The organism is Nocardia sp. NPDC020380, from assembly GCF_044386975.1.
Lineage (GTDB): Bacteria > Actinomycetota > Actinomycetes > Mycobacteriales > Mycobacteriaceae > Nocardia.
The window spans coordinates 1-26,102 of sequence record NZ_JBIRVQ010000005.1; the positions used below are offsets into that span (position 1 = coordinate 1).

The 26,102-nt window shown below is 68.4% G+C and carries 24 protein-coding genes and 3 tRNA genes; 11 read left to right on the top strand and 16 right to left on the bottom strand.

The window, feature by feature from the left end:
• Positions 1–182 precede the first annotated feature (182 nt).
• Positions 183–1,640: a cellulase family glycosylhydrolase gene (locus ACH438_RS13890; protein ID WP_397004907.1), complete on the bottom strand. Its 1,458-nt coding sequence runs from the start codon at positions 1,638–1,640 to the stop codon at positions 183–185.
• Between the two features lie 216 nt (positions 1,641–1,856).
• Here ACH438_RS13890 and ACH438_RS13895 point away from each other — a divergent pair, with 216 nt between their 5' ends.
• The 4 genes from ACH438_RS13895 (at position 1,857) to ACH438_RS13910 (ending at position 6,433) form a co-directional block, all read left to right on the top strand.
• Positions 1,857–3,515, top strand: a complete 1,659-nt coding sequence (locus ACH438_RS13895; protein ID WP_397004909.1) for a DNA repair helicase XPB — start codon at positions 1,857–1,859, stop codon at positions 3,513–3,515.
• Between the two features lie 38 nt (positions 3,516–3,553).
• Positions 3,554–4,225, top strand: a complete 672-nt coding sequence (locus tag ACH438_RS13900; protein ID WP_397004911.1) for a DUF3239 domain-containing protein — start codon at positions 3,554–3,556, stop codon at positions 4,223–4,225.
• Positions 4,226–4,361: 136 nt separating this feature from the next.
• Positions 4,362–5,000, top strand: a complete 639-nt coding sequence (locus ACH438_RS13905) for a LysE family translocator (RefSeq protein WP_397004913.1) — start codon at positions 4,362–4,364, stop codon at positions 4,998–5,000.
• A 26-nt stretch (positions 5,001–5,026) separates the two neighbouring features.
• Positions 5,027–6,433: a M1 family metallopeptidase gene (locus ACH438_RS13910; protein WP_397004915.1), complete on the top strand. Its 1,407-nt coding sequence runs from the start codon at positions 5,027–5,029 to the stop codon at positions 6,431–6,433.
• Between the two features lie 3 nt (positions 6,434–6,436).
• Here ACH438_RS13910 and ACH438_RS13915 read toward each other — a convergent pair whose 3' ends face one another.
• The 3 genes from ACH438_RS13915 to sigJ all read right to left on the bottom strand — a co-directional run bounded on the left by ACH438_RS13915 (position 6,437) and on the right by sigJ (position 9,627).
• The gene (locus ACH438_RS13915) at positions 6,437–7,081 is read right to left on the bottom strand and encodes a LysE family translocator (RefSeq protein ID WP_397004917.1); all 645 of its coding nucleotides are present in this window, start codon (positions 7,079–7,081) and stop codon (positions 6,437–6,439) included.
• Between the two features lie 300 nt (positions 7,082–7,381).
• Positions 7,382–8,557, bottom strand: coding sequence for a pyridoxal phosphate-dependent aminotransferase (locus ACH438_RS13920; protein ID WP_397004919.1), 1,176 nt, complete (start codon positions 8,555–8,557; stop codon positions 7,382–7,384).
• 146 nt (positions 8,558–8,703) lie between these two features.
• Positions 8,704–9,627 carry an RNA polymerase sigma factor SigJ gene (sigJ, locus tag ACH438_RS13925; RefSeq protein ID WP_397004921.1) on the bottom strand — a complete coding sequence of 308 codons (924 nt, stop codon included), beginning with the start codon at positions 9,625–9,627 and terminating at the stop codon, positions 8,704–8,706.
• Between the two features lie 122 nt (positions 9,628–9,749).
• Between sigJ and ACH438_RS13930 the strand changes: the two genes are divergently transcribed.
• Positions 9,750–10,340: a GNAT family N-acetyltransferase gene (locus tag ACH438_RS13930; protein WP_397005973.1), complete on the top strand. Its 591-nt coding sequence runs from the start codon at positions 9,750–9,752 to the stop codon at positions 10,338–10,340.
• 81 nt (positions 10,341–10,421) lie between these two features.
• Here ACH438_RS13930 and ACH438_RS13935 read toward each other — a convergent pair whose 3' ends face one another.
• The 4 genes from ACH438_RS13935 to ACH438_RS13950 all read right to left on the bottom strand — a co-directional run bounded on the left by ACH438_RS13935 (position 10,422) and on the right by ACH438_RS13950 (position 13,312).
• Positions 10,422–10,823, bottom strand: coding sequence for a hypothetical protein (locus ACH438_RS13935; RefSeq protein ID WP_397004923.1), 402 nt, complete (start codon positions 10,821–10,823; stop codon positions 10,422–10,424).
• Between the two features lie 78 nt (positions 10,824–10,901).
• The gene (locus ACH438_RS13940; protein ID WP_397004925.1) at positions 10,902–11,108 is read right to left on the bottom strand and encodes a hypothetical protein; all 207 of its coding nucleotides are present in this window, start codon (positions 11,106–11,108) and stop codon (positions 10,902–10,904) included.
• A complete protein-coding gene (locus ACH438_RS13945; RefSeq protein WP_397004927.1) occupies positions 11,101–12,195 on the bottom strand; it encodes a 3-deoxy-7-phosphoheptulonate synthase in 1,095 nt (364 codons plus the stop codon). The genes ACH438_RS13940 and ACH438_RS13945 overlap by 8 nt, the downstream gene beginning before the upstream one ends.
• Before the next feature lie 238 nt (positions 12,196–12,433).
• Positions 12,434–13,312: an oxidoreductase gene (locus ACH438_RS13950; RefSeq protein WP_397004929.1), complete on the bottom strand. Its 879-nt coding sequence runs from the start codon at positions 13,310–13,312 to the stop codon at positions 12,434–12,436.
• 160 nt (positions 13,313–13,472) lie between these two features.
• Here ACH438_RS13950 and ACH438_RS13955 point away from each other — a divergent pair, with 160 nt between their 5' ends.
• The 4 genes from ACH438_RS13955 (at position 13,473) to ACH438_RS13970 (ending at position 16,937) form a co-directional block, all read left to right on the top strand.
• A complete protein-coding gene (locus ACH438_RS13955) occupies positions 13,473–13,637 on the top strand; it encodes a DUF5993 family protein (RefSeq protein WP_397004930.1) in 165 nt (54 codons plus the stop codon).
• A complete protein-coding gene (locus tag ACH438_RS13960; RefSeq protein ID WP_397004932.1) occupies positions 13,634–14,296 on the top strand; it encodes a disulfide bond formation protein B in 663 nt (220 codons plus the stop codon). The genes ACH438_RS13955 and ACH438_RS13960 overlap by 4 nt, the downstream gene beginning before the upstream one ends.
• Positions 14,297–14,435: 139 nt before the next feature.
• Positions 14,436–16,052 (top strand): (2,3-dihydroxybenzoyl)adenylate synthase, encoded by a 1,617-nt coding sequence (locus ACH438_RS13965; RefSeq protein WP_397004934.1) that lies wholly within the window; start codon positions 14,436–14,438, stop codon positions 16,050–16,052.
• A 15-nt stretch (positions 16,053–16,067) separates the two neighbouring features.
• The gene (locus ACH438_RS13970) at positions 16,068–16,937 is read left to right on the top strand and encodes an oxidoreductase (protein ID WP_397004936.1); all 870 of its coding nucleotides are present in this window, start codon (positions 16,068–16,070) and stop codon (positions 16,935–16,937) included.
• A gap of 124 nt (positions 16,938–17,061) precedes the next feature.
• Here ACH438_RS13970 and ACH438_RS13975 read toward each other — a convergent pair whose 3' ends face one another.
• Complete coding sequence (locus ACH438_RS13975; RefSeq protein WP_397004938.1) at positions 17,062–18,396, bottom strand: salicylate synthase; 1,335 nt, start codon at positions 18,394–18,396, stop codon at positions 17,062–17,064.
• Positions 18,397–18,633: 237 nt separating this feature from the next.
• Between ACH438_RS13975 and ACH438_RS13980 the strand changes: the two genes are divergently transcribed.
• The gene (locus tag ACH438_RS13980; protein ID WP_397004940.1) at positions 18,634–21,012 is read left to right on the top strand and encodes a glycerol-3-phosphate 1-O-acyltransferase; all 2,379 of its coding nucleotides are present in this window, start codon (positions 18,634–18,636) and stop codon (positions 21,010–21,012) included.
• Positions 21,009–22,496 carry an HAD-IB family hydrolase gene (locus ACH438_RS13985; RefSeq protein WP_397004942.1) on the top strand — a complete coding sequence of 496 codons (1,488 nt, stop codon included), beginning with the start codon at positions 21,009–21,011 and terminating at the stop codon, positions 22,494–22,496. Before ACH438_RS13980 ends, ACH438_RS13985 begins: the two co-directional genes overlap by 4 nt.
• 60 nt (positions 22,497–22,556) lie before the next feature.
• Here the strand turns inward: ACH438_RS13985 and ACH438_RS13990 are convergent, their stop codons facing one another.
• The 7 genes from ACH438_RS13990 to ACH438_RS14020 form a co-directional block, all read right to left on the bottom strand.
• A complete protein-coding gene (locus tag ACH438_RS13990) occupies positions 22,557–23,258 on the bottom strand; it encodes a polyprenol monophosphomannose synthase (protein WP_397005975.1) in 702 nt (233 codons plus the stop codon).
• 125 nt (positions 23,259–23,383) lie between these two features.
• Complete coding sequence (locus tag ACH438_RS13995) at positions 23,384–23,551, bottom strand: hypothetical protein (protein WP_397004944.1); 168 nt, start codon at positions 23,549–23,551, stop codon at positions 23,384–23,386.
• A gap of 22 nt (positions 23,552–23,573) precedes the next feature.
• Positions 23,574–24,635, bottom strand: a complete 1,062-nt coding sequence (locus ACH438_RS14000) for a pentapeptide repeat-containing protein (RefSeq protein WP_397004946.1) — start codon at positions 24,633–24,635, stop codon at positions 23,574–23,576.
• A 22-nt stretch (positions 24,636–24,657) separates the two neighbouring features.
• Entirely contained in the window at positions 24,658–25,530 is an 873-nt protein-coding gene (locus ACH438_RS14005; RefSeq protein WP_397004948.1) for a pentapeptide repeat-containing protein, read from the bottom strand.
• Positions 25,531–25,757: 227 nt separating this feature from the next.
• Positions 25,758–25,834, bottom strand: a tRNA-Phe gene (locus ACH438_RS14010).
• Positions 25,835–25,869: 35 nt separating this feature from the next.
• A tRNA-Asp gene (locus ACH438_RS14015) sits at positions 25,870–25,943 on the bottom strand.
• Positions 25,944–25,975: 32 nt separating this feature from the next.
• A tRNA-Glu gene (locus ACH438_RS14020) sits at positions 25,976–26,051 on the bottom strand.
• Positions 26,052–26,102: the final 51 nt, after the last annotated feature.

Consider the following 26,102-nt stretch of genomic DNA (forward strand, 5'->3'; position numbering starts at 1 on the left):
ACGTGCTGTGGGCACTGCTGCGCGACGGCCGGGAATTCACTCCTCAGGCACCGATCCCAGCCACCGGAGGGGCTTGACATCTTCATTGAGATTCCCTCTTCTCCTATATTCACAAATTCACCATCTGGGCGCATGTCCAGATGGGCCCTCCCCGCTTGGTGTCGTTCGCCGTCCACACCCCGTTACAGGGATGCCCCCGTCGAACCCCGACGGTTGATGTATATCGTGACCGGCCCGCTCCCGCAGGACTCGAGCGTCACCACTCGCGCTCCCGGCGGTGAAGTGACCGTGCAACCGTCGGCGCGCACCACATAACCGTCCGGATAGTGAACATCCGATACGTAGATCTCGGTCGGCGCGGCGGCGGGTCGCGGCGTGTAGCGGTAGGCGAAATCCCCGGTGGCCGCATCGAAGACCATTCGGTCCGGTATGCCCGCCGTGGCCCGCGGATAGGTCCGCACCAGCTGCTGCCCGATGTCACCCAGGAATGGATCCGGCTTCGCCGCACCGGACCCGGAGATCGACGCGTAATGCCAGTACTGCCAGCTCACGAATCGATTGTCGGCATTCACCAGGGTATTGCGCAGCACCGCCGGATCACCGTCGCCGAATTCGGTTACCAGCGTGGGAATTCCGGTGCGCTGCGTGAAGGCGTCGATATTGCCCCAGGTCTTGTCCTGCTGCACCGGGCACAGGCCGCGCAGCGCGGCCGGCAGCCCGAGATAGATCGCGAGCTGGCTCGGAATGCAGTAATCGTGTGGCGCGAAGGCGATATCGGGTGCCGTGATCGGCGGATTCTCACCCAGATTCGAGGGCATGGTCTCGTTCCAGGTGACATTCGGTTCCCAGAGCACCATGAGACCGCTGTTGCGGGCGCGCACCGCATCGGTCAGCTGCTGCATGGCGGCTTGATATTTCACGTCGAAGGCCGGGCAGCCGTTCGGAAAGCAGGACAGGAACGCCGATCCCGGCCACGGCTCGTTGAGCAATTCGATACCGAGCACGCCCGCATGCCCGTTCATCCGGTCCGCGAGCGCGCCGAGCGCCTGACCCAGGTAGCCGAGCACGCCGTTGCTGTTGTTCCACACCTCGTCCCAGGCCCGGTTCATGCTGGGCATGAGGTAGTAGAGGGGGAAGCCCGGATTGGGTTCGAGCGGTCCCGGCCGGGCGCGCAGCGCCCATTCGGGAAAACCGTTGCCGCCCCAGATCTTCGAGAGCCCGTCCTGATGATCGTCGAGCAGGGTGTGGATCCCGTACTGCGCCAGCGTGTCCACGATGTTCGCGACGCGATCCAGGTAGGCGGTGTCGACGACACCTTGGGTGGGCATGAGCCCGTCGAAGCTGACCCCGAGCCGAACCGTATCGAACCCGTGCCGCGACAGCAGTTCGGCGTCCTGCGCGGTGACGGTGAACCCGTCGCCGGGTTCGAGGTACGGCGGCTGTTTGTCGACGTTGTTGACGCCGTGCAGCAGCACGACCCGCCCGTATTCGTCGACGAAGCGGTTGCCCTCGACGCGTATCGCGCCGAGGCCCGGCGGGGCGTCCCCCGCCGGTGCGGCCGCCGCGGGGGTCATCACCATTCCCACCGCGCCCATGAGGACCGCCGCCGCGGCCAACCATCGTCTACCGAGACCTGCCATGGGTTTCCCCTCACGAGATCCGAGTCGAGCCCTAAATGGACAAGCGTCCAGAACTTCGAGTGATCGTAGCCACAGCCCCCGCGACCTGACCAGATTCGGCATATCCCCAGTTGAACTGCGCTCTCAGCAAAAGGGGCGCAGGTCACGTGGCCGTGTCGGTGGCTTCGGGGAGAATGGACGACGGCCCGGACACGGGTCCCAACCCCAGGAGGTGCCGTGACCGACGGTCCGCTCATTGTCCAGAGTGACAAGACGCTGCTGCTGGAGATCGACCACGAGTCGTCCGACGCGGCGCGGCAGGCGATCGCCCCGTTCGCCGAGCTGGAGCGCGCGCCGGAGCACGTGCACACCTATCGGATCACGCCGCTGGCGCTGTGGAACGCGCGCGCGGCCGGGCACGATGCCGAGCAGGTCGTCGACGCGCTGGTGAAGTTCTCCCGGTACGCGGTGCCGCAGCCGCTGCTGGTCGACATCGTCGACACCATGGGCCGGTACGGCCGGCTGCAGCTGGTGAAGCATCCCGCGCACGGGCTGGTACTGGTCAGCCTGGATCGCGCGGTGCTGGAAGAAGTGCTGCGGCACAAGAAGATCGCGCCCATGCTCGGTGCGCGCATCGACGACGACACGGTGATCGTGCACCCCTCCGAGCGCGGCCACATCAAGCAGATGCTGCTCAAGATCGGCTGGCCGGCCGAGGACCTCGCCGGGTACGTGGACGGCGAGGCGCACGAGATCGACCTGGATTTCGAGAACGGCCACTGGGAGCTGCGCGACTACCAGCAGATGGCGGCCGACTCCTTCTGGGCGGGCGGCTCCGGCGTGGTCGTGCTGCCGTGTGGCGCGGGCAAGACCATGGTGGGCGCGGCGGCCATGGCGAAAGCCAAGGCGACCACCCTGATCCTGGTCACCAATACCGTGGCCGGCCGGCAGTGGCGGCGCGAGCTGCTGGCCCGCACCTCGCTCACCGAGGACGAGATCGGCGAGTACTCGGGCGAGCGCAAGGAGATCCGCCCGGTCACCATCGCGACCTATCAGGTGATCACCCGCAAGACCAAGGGCGAGTACCGGCATCTGGAGCTGTTCGACTCCCGCGACTGGGGCCTGGTCATCTACGACGAGGTGCACCTGCTGCCCGCCCCGGTCTTCCGCATGACCGCCGACCTGCAGTCCCGCCGCCGGCTCGGCCTGACCGCCACGCTGGTGCGCGAGGACGGCCGCGAGGGTGACGTGTTCTCCCTCATCGGCCCCAAGCGCTACGACGCGCCGTGGAAGGACATCGAGGCGCAGGGCTGGATCGCGCCGGCCGACTGCGTCGAGGTGCGGGTCACGCTGACCGATGCCGAGCGCATGTCCTACGCCACCGCGGAACCGGAGGAGCGCTACAAGCTGTGCTCGACCGCGCGCACGAAACTGCCGGTGGTGGAATCGATCCTGGCGCGGCACAAGGATTCGCCGAGCCTGGTCATCGGCGCCTACCTGGATCAGCTGGACGAACTGGGCGAGCATCTGAACGCCCCGGTGATCCAGGGTTCCACCCGCACCAAGGAGCGGGAGGAGCTGTTCGACGCCTTCCGGCGCGGGGAGATCCCGGTGCTGGTGGTGTCGAAGGTGGCCAACTTCTCCATCGACCTTCCGGAAGCGTCTGTGGCGGTCCAGGTTTCAGGCACCTTCGGTTCGCGGCAGGAGGAGGCGCAGCGGCTGGGGCGGCTGTTGCGGCCGAAACACGATGGCGGACAGGCTCACTTCTATTCTGTTGTCGCACGTGACACCCTTGACGCCGAATACGCCCAACACCGTCAGCGATTCCTGGCGGAACAGGGGTATGCCTATCGCATCACCGATGCCGACGATCTGCTCGGCCCGACGATAGGATAAGCGGAGGAGAAGCCTCCGAAAGGCGGGAGGGACGCAACGTGCGGCGCTTCGAATTCGCGGTGGACCGCGACCATGCCCGAGCGGTCAACGAAGTCGTCGCAGATCTGCGGCGGCTCCGGGTGCTCGCGTACGCTGCTGCCGTCTTCCTGGGACTGGGCACGGCATTCCTGGTCTGGGTGAACCATCCGTGGTCCTGGCTGCTGGCGGTGGCCTTCCTGCTCGGCGCGGTCACCGCACTGTTCATCGGCTACTGGACACCACATCGCGGCCGGGTCGACAAGCTGTACGCCGCGGGCGAACTGGTCCCGGCCGTGGTGTCGGAGGCCAATGGCAAGGGCGCGACCCTGCTGGCCCTGGTGGACATGGCCAAGCCGGACGCGCACGGCCCGCGCTACGCCCTGGTGACCCGCACCGTGCGCTCGCTGCCCGGCCATCGCGCCCGCACCGGCGAGCGCGTCCCGGCGGTGACCGTGCGCATCGACCGCGCGCCCGGCGTCGGCGAGATGTGGCAGTCGGTGAGCGCCATGCCGATCGCCTGGGGCACCCGCGACCTGAACACCATCGACCGCGCCCGCAACTCCATCCGCGAGGTCGAATGGCAACTGCTCAGCGACAACCTGGACCTGGCCGACAAGGTGCGCGGCGCGGACTCCAAGCGCCTGCTGCTGGACCCGCAACAGCTACCGAGCGAGCTCCGCGGCTCGAACTGAACATTCATGGCTTGCGGCCCGTCTCGTTCTGGACTGAGTGGAGCGGGGGAGCGAAGCGGAGGAGCGGAGGGAGGGAAGAACGAGACTTACAGGGCCGCAAGCCCTCCCGGAGCGAAGCGGAGGGTAATATACACAGATGATTCCTGCCGCGAATCTGGTGGCGTTCCTGATCGCCGCCTTCGTGATCATCGTAATCCCGGGTCCCGGTGTGCTTTTCGTGATCGGGCGGGCGCTCACCCACGGCCGCAAGGCGGCCCTGTTCTCGGTGCTCGGGCATTCGCTCGGCGTGCTGGTGATCCTGGGATTGGTGGCCGCCGGGCTGGGCAGTCTCATCGCCGCCTCGGCCATCGCGCTGTCGGTGGTGAAGGTCGCCGGGGCGCTGTACCTGATCTACCTCGGCATTCAAGCCGTGCGCCAGCGGCGTTCGCTGTGGGACGCCATGCAGGCCAAGGCCGAACCGGTGTCCCGCGCCCGGGCCCTGCGGCAGGCGGTACTGGTGGGCCTCACCAATCCGAAGTCCATGATCTTCTTCTCGGCGGTGCTGCCGCAGTTCGTCGACCGGCATTCCGGCCCGGTGCCCTTGCAGATGCTGTTCCTGGGCGTGCTGTTCCTGGGCATCGCGCTGGTCTCGGACTCGGTGTGGGCGCTGATTGCCGCCACCGCGCGCGGCTGGTTCGCGCGTTCGCCCAAGCGGCTGGAAGCGATCGGCGGCGCGGGCGGCGTGATGATCATCGGATTGGGTGCGAGTGTCGCGGTCTCGGGGTCGTCGAACTGAGCTGTTCGTCCGATTAACATCGGCGGATGGGCTACAGGTGGCGGCGGTACACGACAGTGGGCGCGGTACTGCTGGCGGCGGTGAGTGCGCCTCTCGCACAGGCGGACTGGGCCGATCCGTTCGCCGGCTCCCCAGGACTCGGTGACCCGTACTATCCGCTCGACGGCAATGGCGGCTACCTCGCCCAGCACTACGACGTCACCGTCGACTACGACCCGCCTACCCACCACCTGACCGGATCCACCCGCGTGGACGCGGTGGCCACCCAGCCGCTGCGCGTCTTCGACCTGGACTACAGCGGCCCGCCGATCTCGGCGGTGCGGGTCGGCAATCAGCCGGCGCAATTCGACACCACCGGCGAGCACGAACTGGTGATCACTCCTTCGCTGCCGCTGCTGCCCGGCCTGCCGTTCCAAGTGCAGGTGGACTACGCGGGCCCGGTGACCGGAACCGACGGCGAGGGCTGGGTCTTCTCGCCCAGCGGCGGGGCTTTCGTTGCGGGGGAACCGCATTCGGCCTCGGCCTGGTATCCGCTCAACGATTCCCCCTTGAACAAGGCGACCTTCACCGTGCACGCCACCGTCCCGCAGGAGTGGGAGGTGATGTCGAACGGGGTGCGGACGCGCGATGTGGTGCAGGGCGCGAACCGCACCGTGGACTGGGAGATGCGGCAGCCGGTCGCCGGTTATCTGACCACCATCGCCGTGGAGCATTTCGATTTCCTGGAGCAGCGGCGCGCCAACGGCATGCCGCTGCTGAGCGGCTTCGCCCCGGATGCGGTGAAGGACAAGGAGATCGAATCGCGGCTGCCGGAGGTGCTGGATTTCCAGGAGCAGCTGTACGGGCCGTACCCGTTCGACGCGGGCGGCGGCATCTACGGCGACACCGATCTGAAGTTCTCGCTCGAAACGCAGTCCCGGCCCATCTATGCGCCGTGGACCGATATGGACACGCTGGTGCACGAGATCACGCACCAGTGGTGGGGCGATTCCATGTCCGTGCACTACTGGGCGGACGTGTGCCTGAACGAGTGCTTCGCCAGCTACACCGCCGACTACCTGTGGCCGGAACGCAAGGAGGGCAAGGACGTCGACGGCATGTACCGGGACACGGTCGCGAAATACCGGGACGATCCGAAGTTCTGGCAGATCCCGCTGCAGAATCCCGGGGCCGGACGGGAATTCACCTCCGTCTACTACCGGGGACCGCTGTTCCTGCACGCCCTGCGCCGCACCATGGGCGATGCCGCGTTCTTCGCGGCCATCCACGATTTCGTGACGGCGCACCGGTACGGGAACGCGTCCATGCCGGAGTTCCGCACATTCATGCAGTTGCGGACGCCGCAAGGACTGGACGGCTTCTTCACCGCCTGGCTGGATCGGGAGGAGCGCCCATCGGACGACTTCCTGTATCCGGGATCGCTGCGGGCCTGAGCGTTAGGCCGGCACGGGCCGGGCCCGATCGCTGACGACCAGGACGGCCATCGCGCCCAGCACCGAACCGGTGACGAAGCGCTGGATGCGCAGCCAGAGCGGCCGCCCCGCCAGGAAGCCCGCGATGGCCCCGGCGCTGAGCACGATGAGCCCGTTCACCGTGACCGCGATGGCGATCTGGATCGAGCCCAGGCACAGGCTCTGCAGCCATACCCGGCCGTGCGCGGTCACCACGAACTGCGGAATCAAAGCCATGTAGAGGATGGCGATCTTGGGGTTCAGCAGATTGGTGACCAGCCCCATGGTGAACAGCTTGCGCGGCGAGTCGGCAGGCAGCTCCACGGGTGCGAAGGCCGAAACACCGCCCGGCCGCAACGTCTTCCACGCCAGGTACAGCAGATACCCCGCCCCCGCCAGCTTCAGCGCCAGATACACCTCCGGCACCACCGCGAACACCGCCGTGATCCCGGCCGTCGCCGCCGCCAGATACACACCGAACCCGACCGCCACCCCGCCCAGCGACACCAGCCCCGCCCGCCGCCCCTGCGACACGGTGCGCGACACCAGATACATCATGTTCGGCCCCGGCGTCAGCACCAGCCCCAGCGCGGCGGCCGCCACCCCCAGCACCGCAGTCGTCTCGATCATCCGTCCATCGTGCGCGACAGCAACCGCTTCGGTCGCGGTCCAGTCGAAGCCCGGTGGACCGCCTACACGCCGGCCGATCGCTACGCAGCGCGCGTCCGCAGGTCGAGACTCCGCGTCCGCCCCACGCCGAGGCTCCGCGCGTCGGCGGCGACGCGCACGATCTGCGCCCGGCGATTCCCCGGGCGCCGCGGCCCGGATCCGCCGTCGGGCGCACGGAAGCGAGGCCCAGTTCGCCGCTGTCGGCGACGGCGGCCCAGCACGGCACGTGCCCCTCGACCGGCAACGGCATACACCCGCTGATCAGGGGGCGGTGTGTACCGAGCGGAGGCGGCGGACGCCTTCGTCGAGTACGGCGTCCTTCTTGCAGAAGGCGAAGCGCACCAGGTGGTTCCAGGAGGCACGGTCGTCGGCGAAGGCGCTGACCGGGACGGCGGCGACGCCGAAGCGGGAGGGCAGTTCGCGGCAGAAGGCGAGGCCGTCGGTGGCGCCCAAGGGGCGGATGTCGGCGCAGACGAAATAGGTTCCGTCGCTGCGCTTCACCTCGAAGCCCGCGTCGGCCAGGGCCGCGGAGAGCTGCAATCGCTTGCCGGACAAGCCCTCTCGCAGGTCGGCGATCCATTGCTGTTCGTTTTCGAGGGCGTGCGCGATGGCGGGCTGGAAGGGGCCGCCGCCGACGAAGGTGAGCCACTGTTTGGCGGCCAGCACGGCGTCCAGCAGTGGCGCGGGCGCGCAGGCCCAGCCGATCTTCCAGCCGGTGACACTGAAGGTCTTGGCGGCGCTGGAGATCACCACGGTGCGCTCGCGCATGCCGGGCAGGGCGGACAGGCTGATGTGCCGGTGTCCGTCGAAGTAGAGGTGCTCGTACGCCTCGTCGGCCATGACGTAGACGTCGTGGGCGATGGCGATGTCGGCGATGGCGGTCAGGTCCGCGCGCGAGAGCACGGCGCCGGTGGGGTTGTGTGGTGAATTCACCAGCAGCAAGCGGGTTTTCGGGGTGATGGCGGCGCGCAGGCTGTCCAGGTCGAGGGCGAAGCCGTCGCCGTCGGGGACCAGCCGGGCGGTGCGGCGCTGGGCGCCCGCCAGAGCGATGGCGGCGGCATAGGAGTCGTAGTAGGGCTCGATCAGCACCACTTCGTCGCCGGGCTCGACCAGGCCCAGGATGGTGGCGGCAATGGCCTCGGTGGCGCCGACGGTGACGAGCACCTCGGTGTCCGGGTCGTACTCGGTGCCGTAGCGGCGGGCGCGGTCGGCGGCGATGGCCTGCCGCAATACGGGCATGCCGCGCCCGGGCGGGTACTGGTTGAGCCCGCCGGCGATGGACTGCTGGGCGACCTCCAGCATGCCGGCGGGACCGTCCGTGTCGGGGAAGCCCTGGCCGAGGTTGACGGCGCCGTGGTGGACGGCGAGCTCGGTCATCTCGGCGAAGATCGTCGAGGCGAAGGGGCGCAGGCGTTCGACGGTCGGAATCGGCGGCATGACCCGACGATAGTCCACCGATCCGGGCGCTTTTCCGGACACCGAGGTCAACCGGCTACCCCTTAGGGGGTCGAAGTGCCCGCGCCGCGAAATCAATGATTCGGCGCAGCGCGATCGATACCGCCGGGCTCCGGTGCCCCCGCGCCTCAGTGCGGGACCCGGACACCCTTGAGCTTGGCCGGATTCACGAGATCGTATGCGGCCCAGACTTTCCCGTCGACGACCGTGAACCCGTACACGCGGGGCGGCGTGCCCGGCGCCCCGTTCCAGGAGGCGCGTTCGTGCACCAGCACCCCCAATTGCCCGTTCACCAGCACGAGTTCGAGTTCGCCGGAGGTCAGCGTGGATTCGTCCATGTGGTGGATGCGGCGCAGTCCCAGCCACAGGCGCGCCATCTTGTCCACGCCCGTAACCACATTGAGGGCCGTGGCGGTGGTCCCGCCCGCATCGCCGATGGTGTGGGTGTCCGGATGCAGGACGGCGACCACGGCGTCCATGTCCCCGCGGGCGAGCGCCGCCAGCAAACTCATGACGGCCGCATCGTGTTCCTCGTCGGAAACCGGTTCGGGTGTGCGCGCCACGGCTTTCCGCGCCCGCGCGGCCAGTTGCCGGGCGGCCTCGTCGGAGATGCCGAGGATCTCGCCGATCTCCTCGTACGGCACCGCGAAGCCCTCGTGCAGCACGAACGCCACCCGCTGCGGCGGGGTGAGCGTGTCCAGCACGACCAGGGCGGCGAAGCGATAATCCTGTTTGCGCACCACCGCGGCCAGCGGATCGGGTGTGCTCGACGGCGTGACGGCGGTGACCACGGGTTCCGGAAGCCACTGCCCCACATAGGTTTCGCGGCGCGCCGCGGCGCTGCGCAGCCGGTCCAGGCAGATGCGACTGACCACCGTGGTGAGCCAGGCGCGCAGATCCTCGATCTCGTATTGGCGGGCCACCGCGAGCCGTAACCAGCTCTCCTGCACCGCATCCTCGGCGTCGCTGACGCTGCCGGTGAGCCGGTAGGCCACCGAGAGCAGATGCGGCCGATGCGATTCGAACAAGTCGGCGAGGAGAGCGGCAACCATCGAACAGATCCTACGGCCGTGCTCGAATCGCCCCGGCACCGGTCCCGATCCCTCGCCGCGGGCCGCGGAAATACGGTGCGGGCTGCGGAAACACGGTGACCCGCGGGCACTTCCGTGACAGCATGGCGGCCATGGACGCGGAATTCCTATCGAATGGAACCGTGTGGCTCTCGCCGCCGACGGTTGACGATATCGACACCATCACCGCCTGCTGCCAGGAACCGTCCATCGGCCGGTGGACCACCATGCCGGTCCCCTATCACCGCGCCGACGCCGAGAAGTTCCTCTACGACATCGTCGCCCCGGGCTGGGCGGGTGGCAGCCCCACCTGGGCCCTGCGCCGCGCCGCGGACGGCCCGGTGATCGGCATGATCGGCCTGGGCACCATCTCCGGCCGCCGCGATCCGGGCGCCGCCGAGATCGGCTTCTGGCTCTCCGCGGCCGCCCGCGGGCAGGGCCTCATGACCCAGGGCGTCGATATGGTCTGCGAGGTCGCCTTCGCGCCCGCGGGCCTGTCCCTGGAACGCGTCGAATGGCGCGCCATGATCGGCAACCAGGCCTCGGCCGCCGTGGCCCGACGGGCCTTCTTCCGCTTCGAGGGCCTGCTGCGCGGCGGCGTCGTGCAACGCGGCGTGCGCCGCAACTGCTGGATCGCCGGCCGCCTCCCCACCGACCCCCGCACCCCGGACCCGGACTGGCCCGCGGGCGTCTGAATGCGACCCGGGAACATGCACGGCCCCGGCCGTGGTGGCCGGGGCCGTGCGGAAACGCGGTGCGTCGCAGGACGCCGGGCGCTATGAGCTGCCGGCGCTGCCGGTGCCGAGCCCACCCGGCGCATGCCGCGTGTTCACATCGTCGAACGGGTAGCAATCCGTCACGAGGAATGCGTTCGCCGGCATGTTGACCCAGGTAGGACCGGTGAGCCTGCCACCGCCCCACCAGGTGGACGGGTCGGCGCCGTCGTTCGGTTCGAAGGCGTACAGGCAGTGGTCGCTGCCCGCCATCGGTTCGATCAGCCACGACCCCGGGCGGATGGCGTACGACTCACCCGAGTTGTCGATCGGCCACTCGTACGCCTTGTCGCCGCGATCGGCCTGCGTGAAGATATTGTCGCCGCGATCGGCGTGCGCGGCGCCGGCCGCGACGGTGGCAGCGGCCAGCCCCACCGCGACGGCGGCGGCGGTCTTGCGAATCATGCTTCGATTTCCCCTCGAATTGTCCTGTGATGATTGGACTTCGAGGACAATGCCAGAGCGGTACCGAAGCCGAATCGGTCAGTCGATCTGTCGCGGAGCGTATTTCGCCGCTCGCGCCGGACCGGCCCCCGGCGCCGGCATGGCCGCGCCGCGCCCGCGCGGGCCGTTCCCGGCCTGGTGATCGGCGGTGCCGTCGGCCAGGCGGTTCACGGCGTAGCGGGCGAGGCGGGCTCTGCTTCTACGGATCAAACGCGGAAGCGCCTGAGCCGCAGGTTGTTCAGACACGGCGGGCCCTCCTTTCGGTGACGGCGTCGGCCAAGCGGTCGAGTTGCGCGGCGGTGGTGTCCCAGTCGAGGCAGGCATCGGTGATGGACTGCCCGTAGGTGAGGTCCTCGGCGTGGCCGAGGGTGAGGTCCTGGCGACCGGCCACCAGGAAGCTCTCCATCATGAGCCCGGTGACGGTGGTCTCGCCGGCGGCGATCCGGCCGGCGATATCGGTGACGACATCGACCTGCTTGTTGTGGTCCTTGTTGCTGTTGCCGTGCGAGGCGTCCACCACGAGCCGCTGCGGCAGCGCCGACTTCTCCAGGCGCAGCAGGGCTTCCGCGCAGGAGGCGGCGTCGTAGTTGGTGCCGTTGGAGCCGCCGCGCAGGATGACGTGGCAGTCCGGGTTGCCGGCGGTGCGGATGAGCGCGGAACGCCCGTCCAGATCGGTGCCGGGGAACACGTGCGAGGCGGCCGCGGCGCGCACGCCGTCCACCGCGACCTGCACGTCGCCGTCGGTGCCGTTCTTGATGCCGACCGGCATGGACAGCGCGGAGGACAGCTGCCGGTGCACCTGGCTGGCCGCGGTCCGCGCGCCGATCGCCCCGTAGGACACCAGGTCGGCGATGTACTGCGGAGTGATCGGATCGAGGAATTCGCAGGCCACCGGGAGGCCGAGCGCGGTGATGTCGACCAGCAGCTGCCGGCCCAGGTCGAGACCGGTGTTGATGTCGAAGCTGCCGTCCAGGCGCGGATCGTTGATCAGGCCCTTCCACCCGAGCGTGGTGCGCGGCTTCTCGAAGTAGACGCGCATGACCACGTGCAGCCGGTCCCCGAGCTCGGCGGCCTTGGCCGCGAGCAGCCGGGCGTAGTCCATGGCGGCCGCGGTGTCGTGCACGGAGCACGGGCCGACGATGACCATCAGGCGGTCGTCGTCCCCGTTCAGCACGTCGACGGTGGCCTTGCGGCCGGCGCGCACGGTGTCGGCGAGGACATCGTCGATGGGGTGCGCCTCGCGGACCTCACGCGGCGAGCGCAGCGGGCTCACGCTGAGCGTGCGCTGGTCGTCGAGGTCTGCATGCCGGTCGATATCGGCGGCGGGATTCATGATCGTGGGTTCCTGTTCTCAGGCCGATCCACGCAGAGTCACTGGGAAACCCCTTGCAGCCGGTCTGGTTTCGTCCGGCTCGGGGTGGAGGATGTCAGCGCAGGTTCACGCCGCGCGACCCACCCGGGGCCGGCTGGCTAAACCAGAAATACGTGCGCTGCATGCCCGGCACTGTACCAGAGATCGCGAAAAGGGCGTGTGAGGTGCAACACGACCGCGTGCGGGGCGCCGGGGCGGGCTAACGCCGGAAGGAGTAGCTCACCTTGGTCAGCTGCTCGGAGAGTTCCCACAGGCGGCGGGCGGTGACCTCGTCCTTGGAGGCGGCCGAGGAGCCGCTCGGGCCGGGGTGGCCGCGCAGGCCGCGGAGACCCGTCGGACCGTAGTAGCCGCCCGGCTTCACCTCGGCGGTGGCGGCGTAAAGGCTTGGCAGCGCGCCCATTTCGGCGCTCTGCGCGACGACCCGGTTGGCCACCGCCATGAGTCCGTCCATGAGGGATTCGGTGTGCGACTGCAGATCGGTGGCGGCGTAACCCGGATGCGCGGCGACCGAGAGCTTCGCCGAACCGGCGGCGGTGAGGCGGCGCTGCAGTTCCCGCGCGAACATGAGGTTGGCCAGCTTGGACTGACCGTACGCGGACCAGCGCTGATACTTGCGCCGCTCCCAGTTCAGGTCCTCCAGGTCGATGCGGCCCAAGGTGTGCGCGCCGCTGGAGAGGGTGACGACCCGATCGCGAATCTTGTCCAGCAGCAGGCCGGTCAGCGCGAAATGGCCGAGATGGTTTGTGCCGATCTGCATTTCGAAGCCGTCGGCGGTGCGCCTCGACGGGACCGCCATGACGCCCGCATTGTTGATCAGCACATCGGCGGAGTCGATGGAATCCGCGAACTCGCGCACCGAGGCCAGATCGGCCAGATCCAGGCGCCGCACCTGCGCATTGCCGCCGATCTCGGCGGCGATCGGGCGCGCCTTCACCTCATTGCGGCACGCCATGATCACCTTCGCGCCGGCGCCGGCGAGGGCCCGCGCGGTGACCGCGCCGAGTCCGCTGTTGGCCCCGGTGACGATGAACGTGCGACCGCCCTGATCGGGGATGTCCGAGATGTCCCAGCCACTCACAGGAACGAGTCTAGGGGCGTGCGCCTCCGGCCGTCGGGTCTCGGACCGAACCGTGCGATGCCGGAAGTTCGCCGACAGCGGTTCGGAGGGCGCCGCCCGAGCGGCGTGTCAGTCCCGCATTGCACCTGTCTTCCCTGATGAGACCGGTAGCGTCCGCGCCATGGACACCATCATCTGGGCGGGTTTGCTCGTCGTTCTGGTGTTGATCTATCGGCAGAGTTCGCGCCGCACGGTCCAGGCCGCGTGGTGGGTCATGCTGCTGCTGACCGGACTGCTGCTGCGGCACCACATCACCAGCGGCCTCGGCCTGGGGTACACGTGGTGACCGCGCCGGCGAACGAGAACGCGACCACCGCGGCCGAGTCCGGTCCGCTCGGGCAGGTGCAGTACTGGCTCGCCGTCATCTTCGTGGCCGGCTGGACCGGTGTGGTGTGCGGCGGGCTGGGCGTCCAGTTCGGCAGCTGGGACTATCCGTGCCCACTCTGCATGGTGCAGCGCAACTTCATGATCCTGGCCGCGCTCGGCGGCGCGTACATCGTGCGAAAAGGCATGTCCGGCAGCATCGCCCGGCGCGACTACATGATCGGCTGGGGGCTGTGCGTCGTCGGCTGCTTCGGCGGCGGGTTCGCGGCCTGGCGGCAGACCATGCTGCACATCATGCCCGGAGACAAGGGGTACGGCGGCGCGGTGCTGGGCCTGCACCTATATGTGTGGGCGTGGATCCTGTTCGTGGCGGCCATCACCACCATCGGCGTGGTGCTGTCGGTGTCGAATATGACCGCGGCGGAGCGTATTCCGACCGGTGGCTTGCACACGCTGCTGGGCAAGCTGGCGATCTGGTTCTGCGGCTTGGTGATCGTCATCAATCTGGTGTCGGTGTTCGCCTTGGCGGGCTTCCACTGGTTCCTGCCCGACGACCCGTCCTGCTACCGGTTGTTCCATGATCTGGGGATCCTCAGCGGCGGTTGCACGGTCACCGGATAAACCGGCCACGGCATCGGCGATCCCCGCACCTTCGGGTGCGGGGATCGTCCGCTGTTCGGCGGTGTTGGGTACACATCAGCCGTGAGATAGGGTTGCCTAACCTATGTAACAGCACCCTATCTGCCTGAGGTCCTGAGCCGTGACATCGACATCGACCGCCGCCACCGAGCACCGCGACGGCTTCGTTCCCTTCCCCGCCGACCTCGCCGAGCAGTACCGGCAGGCCGGGTACTGGGCCGGCCGCCCGCTCGGCGAACTGCTGCGCGAGACCGCCCAGCGGACACCCGACCGGCCCGCCCTGCTCGGCGAGCACCCCGCCACCTACGCGGAACTCGACCGCGACGCCGACCGCATGGCGCACGGCTTCCTCGCACTGGGCATCGCGCCCGGCGACCGGGTGGTGGTGCAGTTGCCGAACGTCCCCGAATTCGTGCCGGTGCTGTTCGGGCTGCTGCGGGCCGGAATCATCCCGGTGCTCACACTGCCCGCGCACCGCCGCGCCGAGATCGAGCATCTGACCCGGCTGTCCGGCGCGGTCGGCTACGTGATCGCCGACCGGGCCGGGGATTTCGACTACCGCACGCTCGCGGAGGAGATCACCGCCGCCGTGCCGGGCCTGCGGCACGTGCTGGTACTGGGCGAGCCGGGCCGCTTCACCGCGCTGGATTCGATTCCCGCCGACGGTGATCCACTGTCCGCGGTCGACGCCTCCGATATCGCGCTCATGCTGGTCTCCGGCGGCACCACGGGCCTGCCGAAGCTCATCGCCCGCACTCATGACGACTACGCCTACAACGCTGCCGCCAGCGCCGAGGTCGCCGAGCTCGGTCCCGAGGACGTGTACCTGGCGACCTTGCCGGTGGCGCACAACTTCCCACTCTGCTGCCCGGGCGTGCTGGGCACGGTGGCGGTCGGGGCGGCCATGGCCTTCGTCACCGATCCCAGTCCGGAGAGCGCCTTCGCCGCCATCGAACGGCATCGGGTGACCGTCACCGCCGTGGTGCCGCCGCTCGCGCAATTGTGGTGCGCCGCCGTCGAATGGGAGGAGGCCGACCTGTCCTCGCTGCGGCTGCTGCAGGTGGGCGGCGCGCGCCTCGCCGAGGTGAATGCGCGCGATGTCGCGCCCGCCTTGGGAGTACGGCTGCAGCAGGTGTTCGGGATGGCCGAGGGCCTGCTGAACTACACGCGCACCGAGGATTCCGACGAGATCGTCTGCACCACCCAGGGCCGCCCGCTGTCCCCCGCCGACGAGGTGCGCGTGGTGGACGCCGACGGCCGGGACGTCACCGACTGCGAGGAAGGCGAACTGCTGACCCGCGGCCCCTACACCATCCGCGGCTATTACCGCGCCCCCGAGCACAATTCGCGCACCTTCACCCCCGACGGCTTCTACCGCAGCGGCGACCTGGTGCGCCGCCTGCCCAGCGGGCATCTGATGGTGTCCGGCCGCATCAAGGACGTGATCAATCGCGGCGGCGAGAACATCTCCTGCGACGAACTCGAGGAGCATCTGCTCGCGCATCCCGGCGTCCGGCATGCCGCCGCCGTCGGGCTGCCCGATGCCGCACTGGGCGAAAAGGTCTGCGCCGTCCTGGTGGTGGACGGCGACATGCCGGCCCTGGCCGCGATCAAGACCTTCCTCACCGCGCGCGGCCTGGCCACCTACAAGCTGCCCGACGTGCTGCGCCGCGCCGACGTCCTGCCCGTCACCGCGGTCGGCAAGATCGACAAGAAGATGCTGGCCGCCCAGGGCTGACATAGGGTCTTCCCCATGGGCGGGTGGAACGTATCGGATATTCCTGATCAGACGGGCCGGACGGCCATCGTCACCGGAGCCACCAGCGGCCTGGGCGCGGCCACCGCACGCGCCCTCGCCGAAGCCGGTGCGCGGGTGATCATCGCCGTCCGGAATCAGGTCAAGGCGCAGGGCGTCGCGAATTCGATTGCGGGCGAAGTACAGGTGCGGTCACTGGACCTCGCCGACCTGGGTTCCGTGCGCGCCTTCGCGGAGAGCGTCGACCGCGCCGACATCCTGATCAACAATGCGGGCGTCATGGCGGTGCCGAAATCCACCACCGCCGACGGCTTCGAAATGCAGATCGGCACAAACTTTCTCGGCCACTTCGCACTGACCGGGCTGCTGCTGGACCGCATCACCGATCGCGTCGTGAACGTCTCCAGCATCACCCACTACATCGGCCGCATCGACCTCGACGACCTCAACTGGGAGCATCGCGCCTACTCCAGGTTCGGCGCCTACGCGCAATCGAAACTCGCGCTGCTGCTGTTCACCAACGAACTGCAGCGGCGACTACGGCTCGCCGATTCGCCCAAGCTCGCACTGGCCGCGCACCCCGGGTACGCGGCCACCGAGATCAGCTCCAAGACCCAGAATTTCCTGGAACAGCTAGTGGGACTCGGCAATCGGCTGGTCGCGCAGAGTGCTGACATGGGTGCGCTGCCCACCGTCTACGCCGCCACCGCCGAGGTCGAACCCGGCGGTTATTACGGGCCCGAATGGTTCGACTGGCGTGGATTCCCGAAGCGGGTCGGGGAGAGCGCCGCCGCCCGGGACGAGAAGACCGCCCGGCAACTGTGGGAACTCGCCGAGCAGCTGACGGGCGTGAACTTCCCCCTCTGATCGGCGGCACCGATCGGCGAAAACTGATCGGCGGGTGCGCAGCCCACGCACCCGCCGACCATCGCATGCGGCCCGGGCACGCCGGACGGTGTCCGGACCGCGTGTGTTGCTCATTGTGAAAAGCTCAGGCGCGCACCACGTACGGCGCCACGCTGCTCAGCTTCTCGCAGGTCTCCTCGAATTCGCGTTCCGGCCGCGACTGCCCCACCACGCCGGCGCCCGCGCGCAGCCACGCGCCCGCACCGCTCTGATAGACCGCCCGCAGCACCAGCGTCGCCTCCAGCGCGCCGTCCGGTGAAACCGTCACCACGGCACCGGAATACAGTCCGCGCTGATCGTGGTCGAGCCGGAACACGGCGTCCACGCCGGCGGACTTCGGGATGCCGGAGGCCGTCACCGACGGGAACAGCATTTCCAGCGCCTCCCACGGGCTGCGGTCGGCGGCCAGCCGGCCCTGCACCGTCGAGGCCAGATGCTGGACACTGCCGCGCTCGCGCACGGCCATGAAGTCGGAGACGACCGTGGTGTCCGGTTCCGCGACGGCCGCGATCTCCGCGAACGAGGTCTGCACGGAGATGGCGTGCTCGACAATCTCTTTCGGGTCGCCGACCAGTTCGGCGCGGGCGGCCCGGTCGGCCTCGGCGCCGCGGCCGAAGGCGCGGGTACCGGCCAGCGGTTCGGTGGTGACCACGCGGTCGGCGTCCACGGCCGCCACCAGTTCCGGGCTGAACCCGGCCGCTTCCAGCCCGCCCAGCCGCAGCAGGAACGAACGCGCGGGGGTGTTGTGCTCGCGGCCCAGCCGGTAGGTGGCCGGAATGTTCACGGCGAACGGCAGTTCCACCTTCCGCGACAGGATCACCTTCTGGTACTTGCCGGCGCGGATCTCGGCGACGCCGGTGGCGACCCGATCCTGATAGCCGGTGGGATCCACAGTGATATCCACAGCGTGGGATACCGGCAGCGCACTGCCCTGGGAGGCCGTGATGAGCTCGTGGATATCGCCGGTCTCGGCCGGGGTCGCGCCCGACACCCGCACGCCGGAGGCGTCGATCCGCACCTCGATGCGCGGAATCATCAAGTAGGCCAGGGTGGCTCGCGGGTGCACATGCCCGGTCGCGCCGAGCGACCAGGCGCAGAATTCGAACCCGATCCAGCCGTAAGCGTGGCGGCCGTCCAGGGGCAGGCCGGCGAGGGCGCGGTCGACGGCCTGGGCGGGGGAACCATCCCACGGACCGGTGGTGACCTTTCCGTCCCAGTTCGTCCGGAGTTCGTGGGCGTCGAGTTCCACGCCGCCGATCGGATCCGCGGCGAACACCCATTCCCCCGGGCGTTCGTAGACCACGTATTCGCCCAAACGATCGGCCGCGGCGAGCGCGGACACCGCTGCCACCGGATCGCTGACGTACTCGCCCCAACGCTGCTCACCAGCGAGCCTTAGCCGTTCGTCCGTGGCCGACACCAGACCTCCAAGGTTATGCTTACCTAACTGCGTGCTGTGAGGTTAGCATTACCTTGCTCATGAGTGGGAGGACGGTAAAGCGAGGTCGATCACCCCGCCGCACACCGCAGCACCCCCGTCGCCGCGACACCGCGTGCGAAACCCGCCGGGCGATCGGCGAATTGCGCGACCCGCCGACTCCACGCCCCCGTTTGGGCTTCAATGGGTTACGGCGTCTCATGCGCGGAGGAAACCACCATGCTCGATCACGACAGCCGGCTTCCCGAAGCCGCCATCACCGCTCCGAGTTCGGTGGTCGCGCTCGTCGACGCCGCCTCCCGCGTCGAGCGCGAACTCATCGGCAACTGGCTCGCCGAAGGCGGCATCGCCCAGGAATTCGGCCTCACCGCACCCGTCACCCAACTCGACCTCGACCCCGGCGCCGTCGGCACCCGGCTGGTCGGCCGCCACGACGATCCACTCGTCGTCCCCGTCCGCGTGCTCTGGCTGCCACCCGAACGGGACGGCGTGCGGCGCACCACCTTCAGCGATCTGCTCACCCTCACCAACCCGCGCAAACCCCACCCGATCATGCAGCGGCGGCTCATCAACAAGGCGCCCGACCGGCACCTGGTACTCACCGGGCAGCCCGCCCGGCTCAGCGAGCTGCGCGCCAACAATCCCGGATCCGCGGGCGCACCCGACGCTTTCGCGCGCGCCATCGTGCGCGCGGGCATCGTCGCCCTCGAACGCGCGGAACGCGCCGTCATCGGCGACCGCTACAAGGTGCCGCGACTCGTCGTCGAGGAAATCCTCGACTCACCCGAATTCCTGCGCCGCCTCGACGCCATCGCCGCCGAAACCGGCACGCCCGCACGCGAGGTCTACCGCCGCGCCGAGAAGGCGCTGCGCGAACTCGTCGCCGCGCAGAGCCGGCTGGTATCCGACCTGTTCACCCAGGCCATGCGGCCCGTGCACGCCTCCACCTGGAAGGTCGACGCCGACGAGACCGGACTGGACCGGCTGCGGACGCTGAACCGGACCCACCCGCTCGTCTTCCTGCCGTCCCACCGGTCCTATGTGGACGCCTTCGTCCTCGGAGACATCCTCGCGCGCAATGACTTCCCGCCCAATCATGTGGTCGGCGGGGCCAACCTCAAGTTCTGGCCCATCGGACCCATCGCCCGCCGTACCGGCACCGTCTTCATCCGCCGCAGCTTCGGCGACGACGAGGTCTACAAGGCCGTCGTCGAGGAATACTTCGCCTACCTGCTGGCCAAACGCTTCAACCTGGAGTGGTACTTCGAAGGCGGGCGCACCCGCACCGGCAAACTGCGGCCACCCCGCTACGGACTGCTCAACTACCTTGCCGCGGCGCTGCGTTCGGCCCGCATCGACGACGTCATGCTGGTACCGGTCTCCATCACCTACGAACGGCTCAACGAGATCGGCGCCATCGCCGACGAACAGACCGGCGGCAGCAAGCAGGCCGAGGGACTCACCTGGCTGGCCAGTTACGTACGCAACCAACAGCATTCGGCCGGGCACGTGTACGTGCGCTTCGGGCAACCGCTCTCGGCGCGCGACCGGCTGGCCGCGCTCGGCGACCCGCTCGCCGCCGGACCGTCGGAAACCGACGGCGAGGCCGCGGAGACGACCGACGCCGAACACCTGGCCGTGCAGCGCCTCGCCTTCGAGGTCGCGGTCGGGATCAATGACGTCACCCCGATCACCGTCAACGCCCTCACCACCCTCGTCCTGCTCGGCGTGCACGAACGCGCCCTCACCCGCGGCGAATTGCGCACCGCCATCGGGCCCGTGCTCGGTTACATCGAGAACCGGGATCTGCCGCGCGGCGAACTCGACACCCTGCGCGACGATCACGGGCTCGCGGTGGTGCTCGAACAACTCGCCGTGGCCAAGGTCGTGACCGTGTATCGCGGTGGGCTGGAACCGATCTACTCGATCAATCCCGGCGCGCATCTCGAGGCCGCGTTCTATCGCAACAGCGCCGTGCACTGGTTCGTGAATCGCGCCATTCTCGAACTCGCCATCCTCACCGCGGTCGAAGCGCCCGAGGGCGATCAGCTGCGGGTCGGCTGGGAGGCCGCGTATCGGCTGCGGGATCTGCTCAAGTTCGAGTTCTTCTTCCCCGAACGCGCCGAATTCACCAGTCAGCTGACCGCGGAAATGCTGCTCGTGGACCCGGATTGGCATCGCCGCACCGCCGCCGGCACCGTCGGCGCCGACATCCTGGCGCGACTCGCGGAATCCGGGTTCATCATGGCGCACCGCGTGCTGCGCTCCTTCTTCGACGCCCAGCTGGTGGTCGCCGAACGCCTCGCCGCCCGCGATCCCGCACTGCCCGTCGACCGCAAGGAATTCGGCGACGAATGCCTGCTCGTCGGCAAACAGATGCTGCTGCAACAGCGCCTGCACAGCCCCGAATCGGTGTCCTCCGAATTGTTCGGCAGCGCAATCAAACTCGCCGACAACCACGGCCTGCTCACCCCCAGCTCCGATCCCGCCGACCTGGCCGCCCGCCGCAGCCGCTTCGCCGCCGAACTGCGCGCCATCGGCGGGCGCATCTCGCGCGCCGCCACCCTCGACCCGTCCAACCGGATGGAAGCGCTGTGACCCAACGGACATCGGAGGGCGCCCTACCCGCGCGACCGATCCAGGCCGTCAGCGACCGAGAACTCGACACCGCCGTAGACGCCGTCCGCACCGGACCACAGGGACCGCACATCGCGGCCGTCTTCGACTTCGGCGGCACCGTCGTCAGCGGGTTCAACCCGCCACCGCTCTTGCACCGGATGCTGCGGCGTGACAGTCAGCGCGCGCTCACCGCCACCCTGCTCGGCAGCATCCGCGGCGCCCGCAGCGCCGGCGAATACGAACGCTTCCTGCAGCACGCCATGTACAACTGGGCCGGCGTACCCGAGAGCGAACTCGAGCAACTCGGCGCGGACCTGTTCCGGCGCAGCGTATACGGGCACATCTACCCCGAAGCCTGGCGGCTGGTGCGCGAACACGAGGCCGCCGGGCACACCCTCGTCCTGGTCAGCTCCGTCACCCGCTACCAGGTGCAACCGGTCGCCGACGAACTCGGGATACCGCACGTGCTGTGCACCACCATGGCCGTCCAGGACGGACTGCTCACCGGGCACGTGGCCGGGAAATCACTGTGGCGCAACGGCAAAGCCGACGCCGTGCGCCGGTTCGCGAGCAGCCACGACATCGACCTCGCGCAGAGCTGGATCTACGCCGACAGTGCGGCGGACCTGCCGCTGCTGCAGCTCGCCGGACGGCCCACCGCCGTCAACCCCGACCCGCGGGTGGCGCTCGAAGCCGTCGAAAAGAATTGGCCGATCCTGCATTTCCGGCCACGGCAGTCGCCCCGGGCCACCGACTACGCGCGCACCCTCGGCGGGTTCGCCGGACTGCTCGGCGGGGCGCTGTTCGGGGTGGCCGCCAAGGCGCACACGAAACAGCGACGGCAGATGGCGGATTCGATGCTGGTGCGAGCCGCCGGGTCCACACTCGTCGGCAGCCGGGTCAAAGTACGGGTCGTCGGAGAGGAGCACGCGCGCTCCCCACGCCCGGCCGTGTTCATCTTCAATCATCAGAGCCAGTTCGACATCATCGTGCTCGCCGAGGTGCTCGGCGCCGGCATCACCGGGGTGGCCAAACAGGAAGTGACGAAGAATCCGATCTTCGGACCGCTCATGCGTTTCGTCGAAGTTACCTTCATCGACCGCGAGAACACGGTGGCCGCCAAGGCCGCACTCGAACCGGTCGTCGAAACCCTGCGCGGCGGACTGTCCGTCGTGATCGCGCCCGAAGGCACCCGATCGATGACACCGCGCCTCGGCCCGTTCAAGAAGGGCGCCTTCCATATCGCCATTCAGGCGGGCGTGCCGATCATCCCGGTCGTCATCCGCAATGCGGGCGAAATCTCGTGGCGCAATTCGGCCATCGTGCGCAAAGGCGTCGTCGACGTGGCGGTACTACCACCCATCGACATGCGCAGCTGGGACCCGGCCCATATGGACGCGGACGTCGAGCGGGTCCGCCAACTGTTCGTCGAAACCCTGCTGAACTGGCCGAACAAAACATGATTTTGTTCGCCACTGTGTTCGCGATCCGTCAGGATCGCGAACACGAGATCCCGAGAGTGTTCAGACCGCGCGGCCGAACAGCAGCTTCCACGGCATCGCGGCCGATTCCAGTTGGACCTTGAGGGTCATCTTCGACGCGCCCTTGGTGCGCTCCTCGAACCGGATCGGGACCTCGGCGATCGCGATGCCCTTCTTCACGGTCCGGTAGTTCATCTCCACCTGGAACGAGTAACCGTTGCTCTTGATGGACGCCACGTCGATGGCGCGCAGCGTATCCGCCTCCCACGCCTTGAAACCGGCGGTGGCGTCCTTCACACCGAGGCGCAGGATCAGGTTCACGTAGAAGTTGGCCCAGGCGGACAACGCCTTCCGATGCCACTTCCACTCGTCCGCGGTGGAACCACCCGGCACATAACGGGATCCGAGCACCACACCCGCGCCGCTGGTCTCCAGCTTCTCCAGCATGGCCGGAATGACCTCCGCCGGATGCGACAGGTCGGCATCCATCTGGATCACCACGTCCGCACCCTCGTCGAGCGCCTTGGTGATGCCCGCGATGTACGCGCGGCCCAGACCGTCCTTCTCCGTGCGGTGCAGCACACTCACCACGTTCGGCAGGTCGGCGGCCAGCTTGTCGGCCACCTCACCCGTACCGTCCGGGGAGTTGTCGTCCACGACCAGCACGTGCAGGTCGGCCACCGGTAGCGCGGTCAGCCGCTCCACCGCCACCGGCAGGTTCTCCCGCTCGTTGTAGGTCGGCACCACCACGGTGACCTTCAAGGCTTTGCCCTCCCGCTTGGACGATTTCTTCTCGAGAGACCGTACTCGATGTACCTGAGCGCCTCGTGAGCGCACCGGAGGGCGCGTCCTCCCCCGCCGGCCCGGTGTCAATCCCCGGCGTCATCCGCACGCCGATTCCGTTCCCGCACAATATCCAACGCCCGCTCCGCTGTCTCCTTGTCCGGATACGGCCCCATCCGCTCCGCGAACCAATGCTGCTTCCCCTGCTCCGCCCGATGATGTTTCAGGCAGTAGTACCACTGCTCATCAGCCATACCGTCCAGCATGGCACCAAGATCATCGATCGGTGTCGACCTTCGGCACGAAACCGGCGGGCCACACGGTCGCCGCATCGAACATCACAAATGCGAAGTCCGCCTCATGCCATTGGTTGTTCATCGAGGTCCGCTGCGCTTTTGCCGGGTCACCGGTGTCGAGTGACAGCATGGCGCCGCCATTGACGCTGCGCGGCATATCGAAGAACGTGCCACGAGCGTCGGCATTCGAGAAGTCCGCACCGTCGAGGCGAGCCTCCGCCAGCCTCGCCAGCCTGAGATCCACCCCACTCAAGTCTGCCCCGTTCAGCGCGGCATTCGGCAAGGTCGCAAATTGCAAACTCGCATCTTCCAACTTGCTGCCCGTCAGATCCGCGTTCGCCAGGTCCGCCGAAGTCAGCACGGCGCGCCCCATGGTTGTGCCCACGAGATCGGCGCCTTCCAGCTGAGCCTGTGTCAGATCGGCGTGCTCCAGTCTCGCCCCGCGCAGATTCGCGCCGTTCAGATCGGCCTTCACCAGGCAGGTGTTCGACAGATCGATCTGCTCGGTGCCCTTGGTATCTCGGCGCCCGATGACAGTCAGTACCGCCTGCACGTCGGCCGTCGGAGCCGAACCGCGGTCGGCCCCGCCGCAGCCGGGGCCACTCGGCGCATGCGTCCGGACGAAGGCGCTCAGCACGGCGAAGATCGACGCCCGGTCGTCCGGCGAGTCGCTCGCCAGCCGTTCGAGCAGATAGATGCCGCCCAATCGCATTTCGAGAGTGCTGTTCCCGAGCTCCTCGACGGCCTTCGCATACCGGTCGGTCACCGCCGTCCGCTGCGCGAGAGCGTATTGATCGTTGGTCGCGTGCAGCGACTGACTCGTGAACCAGAGCGCCCCGACCGCCGCGACGGTGGTCGCCATGGCCGCCAGTTTTGTCCAGCCGCCCCACCCGAAGACCGCACGCCCGGCACTGCGCAGTCGCGTGCGCCGAGTGTCCGGACGTTGAAGTGAATGAATACGATTCGGACGCCGCCGTGCGACGCCCGCCCCCCGACGAGATTTCACCGCCCGATGATCCCTCTGGATCTGCGGGCGCGCCACGGGTTTTCGGGCCTGCCCGCGGCTAGGGGGTCGGGTCGGGATCGGGGACCGGTACGAATCCGTCGGGCCAGACGGTCTGGTTGTCGTATCGCGCCATGCTGAAGTCGCTCGCACCGAACTTCGACTCCGCCTTGGCCCGTCGCACCGAACGCGGGTCTTCGGTAGCCGACTGCGTGCCTGTCCCGAGGATCGTGCCGCGCAGGTCGGCGTCCACGAACAACGTCCCGCCCAGCACCGCGGTCTCGAGCCGAGCCCGCCGCAGATCAGTATTCCCCAGGATGGTGTTGGTCAACTTCGCGTACGTGAGGTCGGCAGCCTGCATGTTCGCAGCATCGGCATTCGCGGCAATCAGCTTCGCCTCGGAGAGATTCGCGTTGTCCAGATCGGTCGAGGCGAGACGCGCGAGGGTGAAGTCCGCCCCTTCGAGGTCGGCATGACTCAGATCAGCCCTGTCCAACCGGGCGCCTTGTAGATTCGCGCCCGACCATTCGGCGTTCGCCAGGCAGGTGTCCGACAGGTCGATCCGCTCAGGGCCGCCGGCGCTGCGACGGCCGATCACCGTCAGCGCCGTCCGAACTGCCGGCGCCGGCCGGTCCGTGGCCGACTTTCCACACTCCGGGCCGGCGGGCGCGTGCATGCGGACGAACGTACTCAGCATCTCGAAGATCGTGGACCGATCCGACGGCACGTCCGTGGCGAGACGTTCCAGCAGGTAGACGCCGCCGATCTGGATATCCGCACTGCTGTTGCCGAGATCCTCGACCCCCTTCGAGAAACGCTCGGTCACCGCGGTCTGCCGCGCCAGCGCGTTGCGATCGTCGGCCGCATGCACCGACCGATCTGCAAACCAGAGGCCTCCCGCCACGGCCACGGCAGCCGCCAGCGATGCCGCCACTGTCCGTCCACCCCGCACGGACACGGTCCGCCCCGGACCCTCTTGTCGCACAGGAGCTGTCTCCGGGCGTCTCAGTGAATGAATTCGATTCAGGCGGCGCCGCGCGCCACCCGCCCCCCGACGAGTTCTCATGACCCGATGATCCCGCCGAACCCCTTGTGGCGCTACAAGATTTCGAGGTGGTCCGGATACACGAAATCCCCCCAGGGATACCGGGGGGATTGCCGTGGTGGCCAAGGCCGGGATCGAACCGGCGACCTTCCGCTTTTCAGGCGGACGCTCGTACCAACTGAGCTACCTGGCCGTAGGCACCCGATTCGAATGCCGAGCTTGTACTTGCGACCCTGACGGGACTCGAACCCGCGACCTCCGCCGTGACAGGGCGGCGCGCTAACCAACTGCGCCACAGGGCCTTGCTGCTCCACACCAGTGATGTTGCCATCGCTGGTACCCCCTACGGGATTCGAACCCGCGCTACCGCCTTGAAAGGGCGGCGTCCTAGGCCGCTAGACGAAGGGGGCCCGCCGGATTTCTCCGGACCGTTTGCTCAACGGCTTCCGTTGGGAGCGGAG